The sequence below is a fragment of the Enterobacter sp. MGH85 genome, assembly GCF_001037655.1.
In the GTDB taxonomy this organism is placed as follows: domain Bacteria; phylum Pseudomonadota; class Gammaproteobacteria; order Enterobacterales; family Enterobacteriaceae; genus Enterobacter; species Enterobacter intestinihominis.
This window is the reverse complement of record NZ_KQ089925.1, coordinates 2,673,209-2,688,290: the sequence shown is the minus strand read 5'-3', so window position 1 is coordinate 2,688,290 and position 15,082 is coordinate 2,673,209. Positions and strand designations below refer to the sequence as shown.

11 protein-coding genes are annotated in these 15,082 nt (G+C 59.0%); 9 read left to right on the top strand and 2 right to left on the bottom strand.

Annotated elements, in window-relative coordinates:
- Nucleotides 1-88 precede the first annotated feature (88 nt).
- From SK51_RS12640 to SK51_RS12630, 3 genes are all read left to right on the top strand, one after another.
- A complete protein-coding gene (locus SK51_RS12640) occupies nt 89-1,384 on the top strand; it encodes a serine hydrolase domain-containing protein (protein WP_032676176.1) in 1,296 nt (431 codons plus the stop codon).
- A gap of 260 nt (nt 1,385-1,644) precedes the next feature.
- The gene (locus tag SK51_RS12635; RefSeq protein WP_023306535.1) at nt 1,645-2,946 is read left to right on the top strand and encodes an MFS transporter; all 1,302 of its coding nucleotides are present in this window, start codon (nt 1,645-1,647) and stop codon (nt 2,944-2,946) included.
- 6 nt (nt 2,947-2,952) lie between these two features.
- Nucleotides 2,953-3,741, top strand: coding sequence for a substrate-binding domain-containing protein (locus SK51_RS12630; RefSeq protein WP_023306536.1), 789 nt, complete (start codon nt 2,953-2,955; stop codon nt 3,739-3,741).
- Here the strand turns inward: SK51_RS12630 and SK51_RS12625 are convergent.
- Nucleotides 3,713-4,615: an L-proline-binding transcription factor PsrA gene (locus tag SK51_RS12625; protein WP_023300505.1), complete on the bottom strand. Its 903-nt coding sequence runs from the start codon at nt 4,613-4,615 to the stop codon at nt 3,713-3,715. The genes SK51_RS12630 and SK51_RS12625 overlap by 29 nt on opposite strands.
- Nucleotides 4,616-4,881: 266 nt before the next feature.
- On the opposite strand from SK51_RS12625, the gene mtfA reads away from it, so the two are divergent.
- Nucleotides 4,882-5,679 carry a DgsA anti-repressor MtfA gene (mtfA, locus tag SK51_RS12620; protein WP_003859539.1) on the top strand — a complete coding sequence of 266 codons (798 nt, stop codon included), beginning with the start codon at nt 4,882-4,884 and terminating at the stop codon, nt 5,677-5,679.
- Here mtfA and SK51_RS12615 read toward each other — a convergent pair.
- Nucleotides 5,676-6,884: an MFS transporter gene (locus tag SK51_RS12615; protein ID WP_023306537.1), complete on the bottom strand. Its 1,209-nt coding sequence runs from the start codon at nt 6,882-6,884 to the stop codon at nt 5,676-5,678. The two genes, mtfA and SK51_RS12615, sit on opposite strands and share 4 nt — an antisense overlap.
- A gap of 138 nt (nt 6,885-7,022) precedes the next feature.
- Here SK51_RS12615 and SK51_RS12610 point away from each other — a divergent pair, with 138 nt between their 5' ends.
- The 5 genes from SK51_RS12610 to SK51_RS12590 are packed head-to-tail and all read left to right on the top strand — an operon-like array spanning nt 7,023 to nt 14,989.
- Nucleotides 7,023-8,765 carry an IucA/IucC family protein gene (locus SK51_RS12610; RefSeq protein ID WP_023306538.1) on the top strand — a complete coding sequence of 581 codons (1,743 nt, stop codon included), beginning with the start codon at nt 7,023-7,025 and terminating at the stop codon, nt 8,763-8,765.
- The gene (locus tag SK51_RS12605; RefSeq protein WP_023306539.1) at nt 8,765-9,712 is read left to right on the top strand and encodes a GNAT family N-acetyltransferase; all 948 of its coding nucleotides are present in this window, start codon (nt 8,765-8,767) and stop codon (nt 9,710-9,712) included. The genes SK51_RS12610 and SK51_RS12605 overlap by 1 nt, the downstream gene beginning before the upstream one ends.
- On the top strand, nt 9,709-11,451 hold the full coding sequence (gene iucC, locus SK51_RS12600; protein WP_023306540.1) for an IucA/IucC family protein: 1,743 nt from the start codon (nt 9,709-9,711) through the stop codon (nt 11,449-11,451). The genes SK51_RS12605 and iucC overlap by 4 nt, the downstream gene beginning before the upstream one ends.
- On the top strand, nt 11,448-12,773 hold the full coding sequence (locus tag SK51_RS12595) for a lysine N(6)-hydroxylase/L-ornithine N(5)-oxygenase family protein (protein WP_023306541.1): 1,326 nt from the start codon (nt 11,448-11,450) through the stop codon (nt 12,771-12,773). Before iucC ends, SK51_RS12595 begins: the two co-directional genes overlap by 4 nt.
- Nucleotides 12,774-12,799: 26 nt before the next feature.
- Nucleotides 12,800-14,989, top strand: coding sequence for a TonB-dependent siderophore receptor (locus tag SK51_RS12590; RefSeq protein ID WP_048206739.1), 2,190 nt, complete (start codon nt 12,800-12,802; stop codon nt 14,987-14,989).
- Nucleotides 14,990-15,082: the final 93 nt, after the last annotated feature.

Sequence of the window (15,082 nt, the reverse complement as noted above, 5' to 3'; positions counted from 1 at the left end):
TTCCGGGGGATTTTCCCCCATAACGCGTTTTTTATTATAGGCCGCAGGTTCTTAAACTGAAGTCCTTCCTGAGCCAAACGAGATAAATATGAAAATCAAAACAAACCGCACACTGCTCGCGGCGCTGGTTGTCAGCAGCCTGCTCTCGCCCTCCGTCATGGCGGCCTGCAACGGTACCGACCTCACGACCTGTCCGGCGCCTTTCGATGCCAGACTCCCGGACGCACATACCATGCTCACCTGGAGCCAGGCCGATCGCGTGGTGGGCTTTCGCAATGACTACCGCAACTACGCGGGCGATGTGTTCCGCCACGGCAACGCAACGCCGCTGCTGCCCGCAGAAAAACCGCTCACCGATGCCCGCTATCAGGTGAAGGGTAAGATTTACAATCTTCAGGATTACCTGAAACGCCAGAACGTCAGCGGCATGCTGGTGCTGAAAAATGGCAAAGTGGCCTATAAATACCTGGGAGAAGGCAATACCAACTCAACGCTCTGGACGTCGCGTTCCGTGGGCAAATCGGTGGTTTCCGCGCTGGTGGGCGTTGCGATAAAAGAGGGTAAAATCCACTCACTGGACGACCTCATCACCCAGTACGAACCGGATTTAAAAGGCACCGCCTGGGAGGGCGTAACGCTAAAACAGCTCATCACCCACACCTCGGGCGTGGCGTGGAACGAAGATTACACTAACCCGCAGTCAGACTTCGCCCGGCTTACCGAATGCGAAGCGAAACCGGGCACCTACGACTGCGTGCGCACCCTGGTGAAAGGATTACACCGTGAACACCCGGCGGGTGAAAACTGGTCCTATTCCTCGGGTGGCGCCTGGCTGTTAGGCGATGTGCTTGAGCGCGCCACCGGCATGACGCTCGCGGCGTATCTGGAGAAAAGCATCTGGCAGCCGTACGGCATGGCGAGCGACGGCGTGTGGCATGCCTACAGCAAAGGCCAGCACGACGTGGGTGCGCATGGATTTAACGCCACGCTGGAAGACTGGGGGCGTTTCGGGGAGTTTATCCTGCATAACGGTACATTGCCGGACGGAAAGCAGATCCTCCCCGAGGGCTGGGTGAAGCAGTCCTCAGCCTGGACACAGGCCAAAGGATCGGTGTCCGCCGCGCATCCGAAAGGCTTGTACGGCTACCAGTGGTGGAACAACGAAGTGCCGGCCACCGCCACAAACGTGGAGCCGAAAGTCGAAAATTCGCTGAAGGATTCCCTGTGGGCGCTGGGTATTTTTGGTCAGATGATCGTGGTTAATCAGAAAGAAAATCTGGTTATCGTCCAGTGGTCCACCTGGCCGCAGGCAGAGCCGTCATTCAGCGCCCAGCCGCTGGAAGCGTCGCTGATGTTTAGCGCGATTGCGAACGCGCTGCGCTGATAATCCCAAGCCAGGCCCCGCCTGGCTTCTCACCTGCGCGGTGTCACAAAACTGATATATCAGCAACTTAGCGAAATGTGGTAAATAACAGATTAATGAAATGTTAAGTTATTGTTGAATATGTAAATACTGGTCAACGCTTTGTCATTAATGCACCACACGCATCAGTCCATGCGCGATTTGCGCTTATCAATTTCCACTTCCTGATCCAGTTTTCAGAAACAGACGAGCATAACGTCACTATAAAACTGGAGATAATTATGGTTTCCTCAACCTCACCTGCAACGGTTCGTTCGAAAGCGGGCGCGATTTTCCGCGTCACGTCGGGCAACTTTCTTGAGCAATTCGACTTCTTTCTGTTCGGCTTTTATGCCACCTACATCGCCCACATGTTCTTCCCGGCAAGCAGTGAATTTGCGTCGCTGATGATGACCTTCGCCGTCTTTGGCGCGGGCTTTCTGATGCGTCCGATCGGGGCCATTGTGCTGGGGGCTTACATTGATAAAGTGGGTCGCCGTAAAGGGCTGATCGTCACCCTGTCGATTATGGCCGCCGGAACCTTTCTGATTGTGCTGATCCCTTCTTATCAGAGCATTGGCCTGTGGGCGCCGCTGCTGGTGCTGACCGGCCGCCTGTTGCAGGGCTTTTCGGCAGGCGCCGAGCTGGGCGGGGTTTCGGTTTATCTGGCGGAGATCGCCACGCCGGGCCGCAAGGGTTTCTACACCAGCTGGCAGTCGGGTAGCCAGCAGGTCGCCATTATGATCGCGGCGGCGATGGGCTTTGCGCTGAATATGGTGCTGGAAGAGAGTGCCATTCGCGAATGGGGGTGGCGTATTCCGTTCCTGTTTGGCTGTCTGATTGTGCCGTTCATCTTTTTCCTGCGCCGCAAGCTCGAAGAGACCGAGGAATTCAGCGCCCGTCGCCACCATCTGGCGATGCGTCAGGTCTTCACAACGCTGCTCGCCAACTGGCCAGTAGTCATCGCGGGCATGCTGATGGTGGCGATGACCACCACCGCGTTTTACCTGATCACCGTTTACGCACCGACCTTCGGTAAAAAAGTCCTGATGCTCAGCGCCTCGGACAGTCTTTTGGTCACGCTGCTGGTAGCCATTTCTAACTTCATCTGGCTACCGATTGGCGGCGCGCTGTCGGACCGCTTCGGACGCAAACCGGTGCTGATCGCCATGACGCTGCTGGCGCTGGCGACCAGCTATCCGGCACTGACGATGCTGGCGGCAGCCCCGAGTTTCTCAATGATGCTGACCGTGCTGCTGTGGCTCTCTTTCCTCTACGGCCTGTATAACGGCGCGATGATCCCGGCCCTGACGGAGATCATGCCAGCAGAGGTGCGCGTGGCGGGCTTCTCGCTGGCTTATAGCCTGGCAACGGCGGTCTTTGGCGGTTTCACGCCGGTGATTTCTACCGCCTTAATTGAGTACACCGGCGATAAAGCCTCCCCGGGCTACTGGATGAGCTTTGCCGCCGTTTGCGCCCTGCTGGCAACGCTTTATCTCTATCGTCGTCGCACGTTAATCCTGCAAACCGCCGTTAAGGAGTGATCCCTCATGCTTACATTCAGAACGGTGATTGCCGCCCTGACCTTCGCCACCCTCAGCGCGGGCGCGCTTGCGCAGGAGGTGACGGTGATGATTTCTGGCGGCTTCAAAGCGGCGCTGGAGAAGCTGGCGCCGCAGTACGAAGCGCAAAGCGGCGACAGGCTCATTGTGGTCTCCGGCCCGTCGATGGGCAAAACACCGCAGGCCATTCCGGCCCGGCTCGCCCGGGGCGAAAAAGCGGACGTGTTGATTATGGTGGGCGATGCGCTGGCGAAACTGGAACAGGATCGCAGGACGGCGGCGGGCTCCCGCGTGGAGCTGGCGGATTCGCCCGTCGGGATGGTCGTCAAAGCGGGCGCGCCGGTGCCGGATATCAGTACGGTACCCGCCCTGCGGCAAACGCTGCTGAAGGCGCATTCCATGGCTTATTCCGACAGCGCCAGCGGCCGGTATGTTGAGAGCCAGTTGTTCCGTAAGCTGGGCATCGACGGCCAGGTCCAAAATAAAGCGCACCGGGTTGAGCGCATCCCGGTGGCGTCTGAAGTGGCAAAAGGGAAATACGATCTCGGCTTTCAGCAGGTGAGCGAGCTTCTGCCGGTCCCGGGCGTGACGTTTGTGGGTAAGTTGCCTGACGACATGCAGTACATTACCCGTTTCGCCGGAGCCGTAACGCAGAAGGCCGACCATCCCGAACAGGGAAAAGCGCTGCTGGCCTTTCTCTCCTCGCCACAGGCGGCCAGCGTCATTACGGCAACGGGCTTAACGCCCGTCAGTGCACCTCGCGATACTGCTCGGTGATCAGCGTTTCGAGTTCGGCAGCAATGTAGGACTGGATCCGCCCGCGGCGGCGAATCAACCCCACGGTTCGCCTGACCTCTGGCTCTGTTAAAGGCACCGACGTCAGCAGCGAATGCTCTGCGCGGGGCATTGACATGGCGGGAACGGCCGCAATGCCGATCCCGGCTTCAACCATCCCGAGCATAGTCGTCACGTGCCGCGTTTCGCAGATGCTGGGGCGCTCAGGCCGAATATGTCCGACCCGCTGGTCGAGAAGATTGCGGTTGCCGGAGGTCTTATCCAGACCGATATAATCCTGCTGATAAAAAGCCTGCCACGTCAGGCTTTTTCTTTTTGCAAGCGGGCTGTCTCGTCGGCAGGCGGCCACGTAGACATCCTCAACCAACGGGACAAACTCGATGTCGGGCTGTAAACTCCGGGCAAAGCAGATACCAAAATCCGCCTGTCCGCGGGTGACGGCCTCGATAACATTTCCGGCGCTGCTGTCGATAAGTTTAATGCGCACGCGGGGGTAACGGGACTGAAAGCGGCGGATCACATCCGGCATAAAGTAACAGGCGGCTGACGGCACTGTCGCCACGGTGATTAATCCCGTGCGCTCCTCGCTGGCCTTATCGATATCCGAAAGCATGGACTCCACGTCGACAAGCAGTTGCCCGCACCGGTCGGCAAAGGTCTGTCCATACAGGGTCAGCGTGACGCGCCGGGTGGTTCTGTCGAACAGTTTTGTCCCCAGTGCCGCCTCCAGCTTTTCAATTCTGCGACTCAACGCCGACTGGGAAAGGCAGATAGACTCCGCCGCAAGACGGAAATTGCCGTATTCCAGTAAAGCGCGGAAGGCATAGAGATCGTTGAGGTCAAAATTGACGGGCATACTGACGGGATCCTTAAGCACGGTAGGGTAAGAAGAGATTTATCATAGCCGCGTACGACATACTTCACAAAATGAAGGGGATACCCCTAAAGCGCTATCAACCTTACGGCACATAGTGATAGTTTATGCGGGCTGGATTCCTCTTAAACAGGCTGCCAGTCTGCATGCCGCCGAAGAGGAGTGTCATACTGCTTAACAGAGTATGTTGGCATGCTAACAGCCCCTGACCTTTCCATTTTGTTCACGTGCGAGTAACGAGCAAAGCGATGATTAAGTGGCCCTGGAAAACGAACGACGCTGGTCGAAATATGGCGCTGCCCTGGGATGAGGCTCTGGCGATCCCCGTGCTGGCGAATCTCTTGCCTGAAGAGCAATCAAAGCTGATTCAGCTGGCCGAGCGTTTTTTACAGCAAAAACGGCTGGTGCCGCTACAGGGCTTCGAACTGGATCCGCTTAAAAATTCGCGCATCGCCCTGCTCTTCTGCTTACCGGTACTGGAGCTGGGTATCGAATGGCTGGATGGCTTCCATGAAGTGCTGATCTACCCGGCGCCGTTTATCGTCGATGATGAGTGGGAGGATGACATCGGGCTGGTGCACAACCAGCGTATGGTGCAGTCCGGGCAGAGCTGGCAGCAAGGGCCGATCATCCTCAACTGGCTGGATATTCAGGACTCGTTCGATGCCTCGGGCTTCAACCTGATCATTCACGAAGTAGCGCATAAGCTGGATACCCGCAACGGCGATCGCGCCAGCGGCGTGCCGCTGATCCCGCTGCGTGAAGTCGCGGGATGGGAGCACGACCTGCACGCGGCGATGGAAAACATTCAGGATGAGATAGACCTGGTGGGTGAAAGCGCGGCCAGCATTGATGCCTATGCCGCGACCGATCCCGCCGAGTGCTTCGCGGTGCTGTCCGAGTATTTCTTTAGCGCACCTGAGCTTTTCGCCCCACGCTTCCCGGCGCTGTGGCAGCGTTTCTGCCAGTTTTACCAGCAGGATCCGCTCCAGCGTCTGCGGCAAAGTGAGGACGCAGCCAGCACCTCCTCTCATCCGTTCCACTAATGTTCAGCAGGGGTACGATCGGTCGATCGTACCCACACGCTCACCGCGAGAAACAGCAGCGCCATTCCCCATGCGGCAGTAATCAAAAACTGCTCACCGTAAAAGCGCGTCACCACGGGTACCAGCAGCGCACTGGCCCCGTACCCCAGCGTATGGCTGGTGGCGATCACCCCTGCCCCTTTGCCCGTCGTCAGCCGATCGTTGAGCAAAAGCTGGTATCCCGGCGTGGCCATGGCGGCACCCAGCGAGGTGATGACAATGCCCACGTAGAACAGGGCTAAACTGGCGAGACACATCAGCCCAAGCCCCGCCACCATCAAGACCGCGGCAATTAAGAGTAAAACCCTCGGGCTAAAATGCTGCGGGCGTACCACCAGAAACTGCGCCGCCAGGGTCGCAAGCGCGGCCAGGCTCAGCAGCAGGGCGACATGATGGCTGATTTGCACGGCATCGCCATTAAATAACGGATGAAGATGCGGCGATAAACCAAGCTGCATCAGGCTGACCAACGCCGCCAGCAGCAGCGCCAGCAGCAGGAAAGGCATCATAGAGGCCTGTAACCGCGTCGACTGGTACGCCACCGGCGGCAGCGGGGGATCGGCGGCTTCGCGCAGCACCAGAAGCAGCGCGATAAACGGCGCCAGCGCCATCAGCCAGAGCGGTGCGACCGGGCTGACGCTGAGCATCAGCGCGGCCAGAGGCGGTCCCAGCAGACGCCCGCAGCTAAGGCCAGAGCTTATCGTTGCCAGCGCCGCCATTCTTTTATCCAGCCCCGCGCGTTGAATGGCCCACGTCTGGGCCGCAGGCACCAGCCCCGATACCGTCAGGCCGTACAGCATGCGCGACAGAACCAGGCCCGCCATTCCCCAGAGGGCATTCAGCGCGCCGTTGGCCATCGCCCAGACCACCAGCGCCATCACGACGAAGCTCGCCAGATAGCCGCCTAACGAGGCCAGCATCACGACCTTACAGCCGTGCCGCTCGCTCTGGCGTCCCCACCAGGGCGATGCGGGTAAAAAGAGCATCGAGCCGAACATCAGCAGCCCGGCCCAGACGGAGAGCGACAGTCCGGTCAGGGAGACCAGCTGCGGCAGCATGACCAGCAAACCGTTTTGTCCGATACCCAATAAACCGGCGCCCAGTGCAAGGGGCCAGTTTGCCTTCGGGGCCATATTGTCAGTGATGTTCTCAGTACAGGTGCGCATAGAATTGTGAAGATAATGTCAATAAATGTGTGGAAATTATGAAGTTTATGAAAACAAATATTGCAAAAATAGTTGCGGCTGTAAACAGAATGAATATCATAACGAGAATTATTATCAGTCATGGAATGAGGTACATCTATGCGTGCTCTGCCCCGCTCCGCCGGTACAGATGTTGCGGCCCAGTGTTTTTTGAACGCGCTGCTGCGCGAAACGAAGGACTGGCACTATCTTCCCGCAACCCGTGCGGATGAGTTATCGCAGATACATATCCCGCTCTCCCCAACCCAGGCCATCCGGGTTCCGGTACGCTATTTCTCCCCCACGCAGCATCACCAGTATTGTTTCCCGGCCACGCTGATTCAGGCTGACAGCGACGGCGGTGACACGGTCACATTCCATCAACTGATTGATTTCATTCTTGAAAAAGAGACAGTAAAAGGCGCTCTGGACGCCGATACGCTGGCGCGCTTTAAGCAGCGCGTCCTGGAGAGCCATACGCACACCTGGCAGGCCATTGATTTACGCCACAACTGGGCAAACCTGCGCGATAAGCCGCTGACCTTTGCCGAAGCGGAACAGGCGCTGCTGGTCGGCCATGCTTTTCATCCTGCCCCAAAGTCGCACGAGCCGTTTAACGAGGCCGAGGCGCGCCGCTATCTGCCGGATTTCGCCTCGCGCTTCCCGCTGCGCTGGTTTGCGGTTGAGCATGAACTGATTGCCGGGGAAAGTCTGAACGTCTCCCTGCGTGAACGTCTGCTGTGCTTCGCGGCCCAGAGTGCGCCGGATCTTCTCGGCCACTTCACCGACACCCGCTGGCTGCTGCCGATGCATCCGTGGCAGGCTGCCTATTTGCTGGAGCAGCCGTGGTGCCAGCGTCTGGTTGAAAAAGGCGCCCTGCGGGATCTTGGCGAGGCGGGCGCACAGTGGCTGCCTACCAGCTCTTCCCGCTCGCTGTACAGCGAAACCAATAGCGACATGATTAAGTTTTCCCTCAGCGTGCGGCTGACCAACTCCGTGCGCACGCTGTCGGTCAAAGAAGTTAAGCGCGGCATGCGCCTGGCGCGGCTGGCGAAAACGGCACGCTGGCAGGAGCTCCAGGCGCGCTACCCGACCATGCGCGTGATGCAGGAAGACGGCTGGGCCGGGCTGCGCGATGAAAGCGGCGTCATTCAGGAAGAGAGCCTGATGGCCCTGCGCGTGAACCTGCTATTTGATACGCCAGATACCCAAACCAACGTGCTGGTGAGCCTGACCCAGGCGGCACCGGACGGCGGCGACAGCCTGCTGGCGGCGGCGGTGCGCCGTCTGAGCCAGCGTCTGGATCTCCCGCTCGCCCAGGCCGCCCGCTGCTGGCTGGACGCCTACTGCGACCGCGTATTGCTTCCGCTGTTCAGCGCCGAGGCGGACTACGGTCTGGTCCTGCTGGCGCACCAGCAAAATATCCTCGTTGAGATGCAGCAGGATTTCCCCGTTGGGCTGATCTACCGCGATTGTCAGGGCAGCGCCTGGACCGAAGGGGCCGACGCGTGGCTGAAAGAGGCAGGCGAAACCGAGGTGGAAAACCGCTTCGGTGAGAGCCAGCTGCTGCGCTACTTCCCTTATTACCTGCTGCTGAACTCTACCCTTGCCGTCACCGCCGCGCTCGCCGCTGCCGGCTTCGACAGCGAAGAGAACCTGATGCCCCGCGTGCGTGACGCGCTGGCCAAACTGCGCACGACGGCGAAGCAGACCCGCTGCCTTGATTATGTGCTCGACAGCCCGACCTGGAACTGCAAAGGCAACTTCTTCTGCTACCTGCACGATCGCAACGAAAACACCATCGTCGATCCGGCGGTGATCTATTTCGACTTTAGCAACCCGTTTTATAAGGAGAAGGCGTGATGGCAAACGCGAATATCGTCCATTCCGGCTACGGCTTTCGCTGTACGGCCACGGAACAAAACCTGCCGCTGACGCTGGGTCTTGACGGCAGCGCGGTCCTTGCGCGTCTGGCCGGGCTCCCGGACGGCTGGCTGGTGGACGCCCTCGACCAGCTGTTTGTAGCCTCCCCCGCCCTGACCGGCATTACCCTGCCGTGGGCCGCCTGGCAGGATGAACCTCAGGCGCAGGCGCTGTTTAGCCTCGCAAACGGGGATTATCTGGCGCGCGAAATATTCTGGCAGCTGCCGCTGTGGCTGAAAGGCGAACGTCCGCAGGCGAGCGGCGGAATGCAGTTTGATGAAAGCCGTCAGCTGTACTTCCCGCTGCGCCCTCATCGTCCGCAGGGCGAAGTGTATCGCCGTTACGATCCGCAGATTAAGCGCACCCTGAGCTTCCGCGTAGCGGACGTGGCGCTGGACGGCGAGCGTTTTACCCGCTGGATGAACACCCCACGCGTGAACGCCTTCTGGGAGATGGCGGGCCCGCAGGCCGAGCAGGAGAACTACCTGCGCCGTCAGCTCGACTCGACCTATTGCTACCCGGTGATCGGCTGCTTTGACGACCAGCCGTTCGGCTATTTTGAACTTTACTGGGCGGCGGAAGACCGCATTGGCCGCCACTATCGCTGGCAGCCCTATGATCGCGGACTGCACATGCTGGTGGGTGAAGAGAACTGGCGCGGGGCGCAGTATATCCGCAGCTGGCTGCGCGGCCTCAGCCACTATCTGTATCTCGATGAACCGCGTACGGCGCGCATTGTGGCGGAACCGCGCTTCGACAACCAGCGTCTGTTCCGCCATCTGGCGTCTGCCGGTTTCGACACGGTGAAAGAGTTCGACTTCCCGCACAAACGTTCCCGTCTCATCATGAGCGAGCGTCACCGCTTCTTCCATGAGGTGGAACTGTGAACGCGCTCTGGCAGAAAGTGAACCGCGAGATGGTGGCGAAGATCCTCGCTGAACTGGAATATGAACGCACCCTGCGCGCCGAGCCGGTTTCGGCGGACTACTGGCGCATCAGTATGGGCAACGCGACCTGGCAGTTTAGCGCCACGCGTGGGATCTGGGGCTGGCTGCATATTGACCCTGATACCCTGACCACCGCCAGCGGCGCGGCGGTCGAAGCGGAAAACGCGCTGCTGCAACTGGCCACCGTGCTGGAGATGAGCGACGCGCAAACGGCGGAGCACATGGAAGATCTCTACGCCACGCTGCGGGGCGACATGCAGCTGTTGCAGGCGCGTGACACGCTGGATGCCGATGCGCTGATCCACCTCGACCCGGACGAACTACAGTGCCTGATGCGCGGTCACCCTAAGTTTATTTTTAACAAGGGACGCCGCGGCTGGGGGCTGGATGCCCTGCGCCTTTACGCGCCGGAATATCGCGGGCGTTTTCGTCTGTACTGGGTCGCCGTGCAACGCGATCGTCTGGTCTGGAGCAGTGACGCCGATTGCGATATCAACACCCTGCTCGCCAGCGCCATGGACGATGCCGAGCGCAACCGATTCGACGCCCGCTGGCAGGAACTGGATCTGGACGACAGCTGGCTGCCGGTGCCGCTGCATCCGTGGCAGTGGCAGCAAAAAATTGCCATTCATTTCCTGGCACAGCTCGCGCGCGGTGAGATGGTGGAGCTGGGAGAGTTCGGCGATGAGTATCTGGCGCAGCAGTCCCTGCGCACGCTGACCAACGCCAGCCGTCGCGCGCCGTATGACATCAAGCTGCCGCTGACCATCTACAACACTTCCTGCTACCGCGGTATTCCGGGCAAGTATATTGCCGCCGGTCCGCTGGCCTCGCGCTGGCTACAGCAGCAGTTCGCCAGCGATGCCACGCTGATTCACTCCGGGGCGCAGGTGCTTGGCGAACCCGCAGCCGGATATCTGTCGCATCCGGGTTATGCCGCATTGCCTGAGGCGCCGTACCGCTATCAGGAGATGCTGGGGGTGATCTGGCGCGAGAACCCATCCTGCTATTTACAGGATGGCGAACAGGCGGTGCTGATGGCCGCGCTGATGGAAACCGATAACGACGGGCGCCCGCTGATTGACGCATGGATCAAACGCTCGGGGTTAACCGCTGACGCATGGCTGGAAAAGCTGTTTGAGGCGACGGTGATCCCCTTCTATCACCTGCTCTGCCGCTACGGGGTGGCGCTCATCGCCCACGGCCAGAACGTCACGCTGGTGATGAAAGATTACGTCCCACAGCGCATTCTGCTGAAGGATTTCCAGGGCGACATGCGCCTGGTGGACGAGGATTTCCCGCAGGCGCAGAGCCTGCCGGAGCAGGTAAAAGCCGTCACCGCACGGCTCAGTGCGGATTACATCATCCACGACCTGCAAACCGGCAACTTTGTCACGGTGCTGCGCTTTATTTCCCGTCTCACCCTGCAAACCGGCGTGAGCGAAACCCGCTTCTATCAGATCCTGGCGCAGGTGTTACGTCGCTATATGGCCGCCCATCCGGATCTTGCGGCGCGCTTCGCGAAGTTCGACCTGTTTAAGCCGCAGATTATTCGCGTGATCCTCAACCCGGTCAAACTGACCTTCTCTGAACACGATGGCGGCAACCGCATGCTGCCGAACTACGTCTGCGATCTTGATAACCCTCTTTTTCTGGTCTCCCAGGAGTCAGCGCAATGAAAACCTATGATTTCATCGGCATTGGTATCGGTCCGTTCAACCTCAGTATTGCCGCGCTGGCAGAGGGGCTGGACGGTTTTAGCTCGCTGTTTCTTGAACGCAAACCGCACTTCTCCTGGCACCCGGGAATGATGGTACCGGACTGCCACATGCAGACCAGCTTCCTGAAGGATCTGGTCAGCGCCGTGGAGCCAACCAACCGCCACAGCTTCCTGAACTACCTGGTACAGCGCAAAAAGTTCTACCGTTTCCTCACTACCGAGCAGCGCACTGTCTCGCGCGAGGAGTTTGCCGACTACTTGTGCTGGGCGGCGGATAACCTGACTAATCTGGCCTTCAGCCAGCAGGTGCAGCAGGTCAGCTTTGATGAGCAAAACGGTCTGTTTGAGGTCGTGACCCAGCGGGATCGCTTCCTGGCGCGCCACGTCTGCGTGGGGATTGGGAAGCAGATCAATCTGCCAGACTGCGTCACCGCGCAGGACGACACCTGCTTCCATGCCAGCGAAATGATGCTGCGCACGCCGGATTTAGCAGGCAAGCGCGTCACCGTCGTCGGCGGCGGCCAGAGCGGTGCGGATCTGTTTCTGAATATCTTCCGTGGGGAATGGGGCCAGCCGCTGAGCCTCAACTGGATCTCGCGTCGCAACAACTACAACGCGCTGGATGAAGCCGCGTTTGCTAACGAGTATTTCACGCCGGAGTATGTGGACAGCTTCTCCACCCTCGGTGACGACGCCCGTCGCCAGATGTTGCAGGAGCAGAAGATGACCTCCGACGGGATCACCACGGAGTCGCTGCTGGCCATCTATCGTGCTATGTATCACCGCTTCGAAGTGCTGCGGGAAAAACCCTGGGCGCACCTGATGCCGTCCCGCTCGGTGACGGCGCTGACGCGCCAGGAGAACGGGCAGCGCCTGAGCATCCAGCATCACCTGGACGGCGGTCGCGAACAGCTGGAAAGCGACGTGGTGATTTTCGCCACCGGCTACCGCGCCGTGCAGCCTGCTTTCCTCGCTCCGCTCTCTTCCCGACTGCGTCTGGATGAGGATGAAGCCTTCTGCATCAACAACGATTTTACCCTTGAATGGGACGGCCCGCAGAGCAACCGCCTGTTTGCCGTCAATGCCGGGATGCACCGTCTCGGTATTGCCGAACCCCAGCTCAGCCTGATGGCCTGGCGCGCGGCGCGAATTCTGAATCGCGCTCACGATGACGAGCCGTTTGAACTGGCAACCACCCCCGGCGTGATCCACTGGCGGAGCACCACCAGCCCGGAGAGCAGCCAGGTTTTTAAATCATTAATGAAGACCACCGAGTACTGACACACACATTCAGGATCAACATAACAATGAAACGTTCTCATCTTTGGGTTTTAAATCCGTGCTTACTTGCCATGCTTTCTACCTCTGCGTGGGCGGAAGAACAAAAGGAAGAAGATATTGTGGTCTCTGCCAGCCGGGCACATCGCAGCGTGGCAGAGATGGCGCAAACCACCTGGGTTATAGAGCGGGCGGAAATTGAGCAGCAGGTTCAGGGCGGGAAAGAGATTAAAGAGGTGCTGGCCCAGCTGATCCCCGGCATGGACGTCAGCAGCCAGGGACGCACCAACTACGGCATGAACCTGCGCGGTCGCTCCATGATGGTGATGGTGGACGGCGTACGTCTGAACTCGTCTCGCAGCGACAGCCGCCAGCTCGACTCTATCGATCCGTTCAACATTGACCGTATCGAGGTCATTTCCGGCGCCACCTCGCTGTACGGCGGCGGCAGTACCGGCGGGCTGGTGAACATCGTCACCAAAAAAGGCCAGCCGGAGACCGAAGTGGAGTTCCAGACCGGGGCAAAAAGCGGATTTAACAGCCATAACGACCATGATGAGAACGTCTCAGCAGCCGTAAGCGGCGGCAACGACAACGCCTCTGGACGTCTGTCGGTCTCCTATCAGCGCTACGGCGGCTGGTATGACGGCAACGGCGACGAGGTGATTATCGATAACACCCAGACCGGCTTGCAGTATTCCGACCGTATCGACGTGATGGGAACGGGCACCATCAACATCGACGATCATCAGCAGCTCCAGTTAACCACCCAGTACTACAAGAGCGAATCCGACGGCAAGCACGGCCTGTTCCTCGGAGATAATTTCGCTGCGGTCACGGGCGATGCCAAAGCCTATAACAAAGACAACCTGGACTCTGACCGTATCCCGGGCACAGAGCGTCACCTGATCAACCTGCAGTACTCGAACACCGACTTCTGGGGGCAGGATCTGGTTGCGCAGATTTACTACCGTGATGAGAGCCTGACCTACTACCCGTTCCCGACGCTGAGCAAAGGCGCGGTGACCAGCATTGGCGCGTCCCAGCAGAAAACCGATTTTTACGGTGGCAAGCTGACGCTGAACAGCAAGCCGATGGACGACCTGACCCTCACCTGGGGTGTGGATGCCGATCACGAAACGTTCGACGCCAACCAGCAGTTCTTCGACTTAAGCAAAGCGGCGGCGAGCGGCGGCATGGAGCTGGACAACGCCTACAACGTGGGCCGTTACCCGGGATACAGCATTACCAACCTCGCGCCGTTCCTGCAAGCCAGCTATGACATTGACGCTATCACCCTGAGCGGCGGCGTGCGCTACCAGTACACCGAAAACAAGGTGGACGATTTTGTCGGTTACGCCCAGCAGCAGGCAATCGCCACGGGCAAAGCCACCTCCGCTGACGCGGTGCCGGGCGGGAAAACCGACTACAACAACTTCCTGTTTAACGCCGGGATCCTTGGACGTCTGACCGAACAGCAACAGCTGTGGTTTAACTTCTCCCAGGGCTTCGAAATTCCGGACCTGGCGAAGTACTACGGCTCCGGCACCTATCAGCTGGTCGATGGTCACTATCGCCTGCAAAACAGCGTGAACGTGAACGACTCAACGCTGGACGGTATTAAGGTCAATGCTTACGAGCTGGGCTGGCGCTTCACCGGCGATAACCTGCGTACCCAGGTGGCGGCCTACTACTCGCTCTCGGATAAAACCATCACCATCAACAAGAGCGACATGACCATCAACCTGGTAGACGACAAACGTCGTATCTACGGGATTGAAGGCCAGGTGGATTATTTCTTCACCGACAGCGACTGGAGCACCGGGGCGAACTTTAACGCCATCAAGTCCGAAACGCGTGAAAACGGGAAATGGCAGAAGCTGACGGTCGACAGCGCCAGCCCGTCGAAAGCCAGCGCATGGGTGAACTGGGCGCCGGGCGACTGGGCCCTGCGCGTGCAGAGCACACAAACCTTCGACGTGTCTGACGCCGACGGTAAGAAGATTGATGGCTATAACACCGTTGATTTCCTGGGTAGCTACGCCCTGCCGGTGGGCAAAGTCAGCTTCAGCGTGGAGAACCTGCTGGACAAAGACTACACCACCGCCTGGGGCCAGCGCGCACCGGGGCTGTATAGTCCAACCTACGGTGCACCGGGTCTTTATACTTATAAAGGCCGTGGACGTACGTTTGGTCTGAACTACTCCGTTCTGTTCTGATCCTGCGCGCCGCCTGTCTGCGGGCGGCGCGATTTGCTGTGCAATTTGAAAGCAAATTTGCTATTAAATCATCGGTTTGCTGAAATTCTCGGC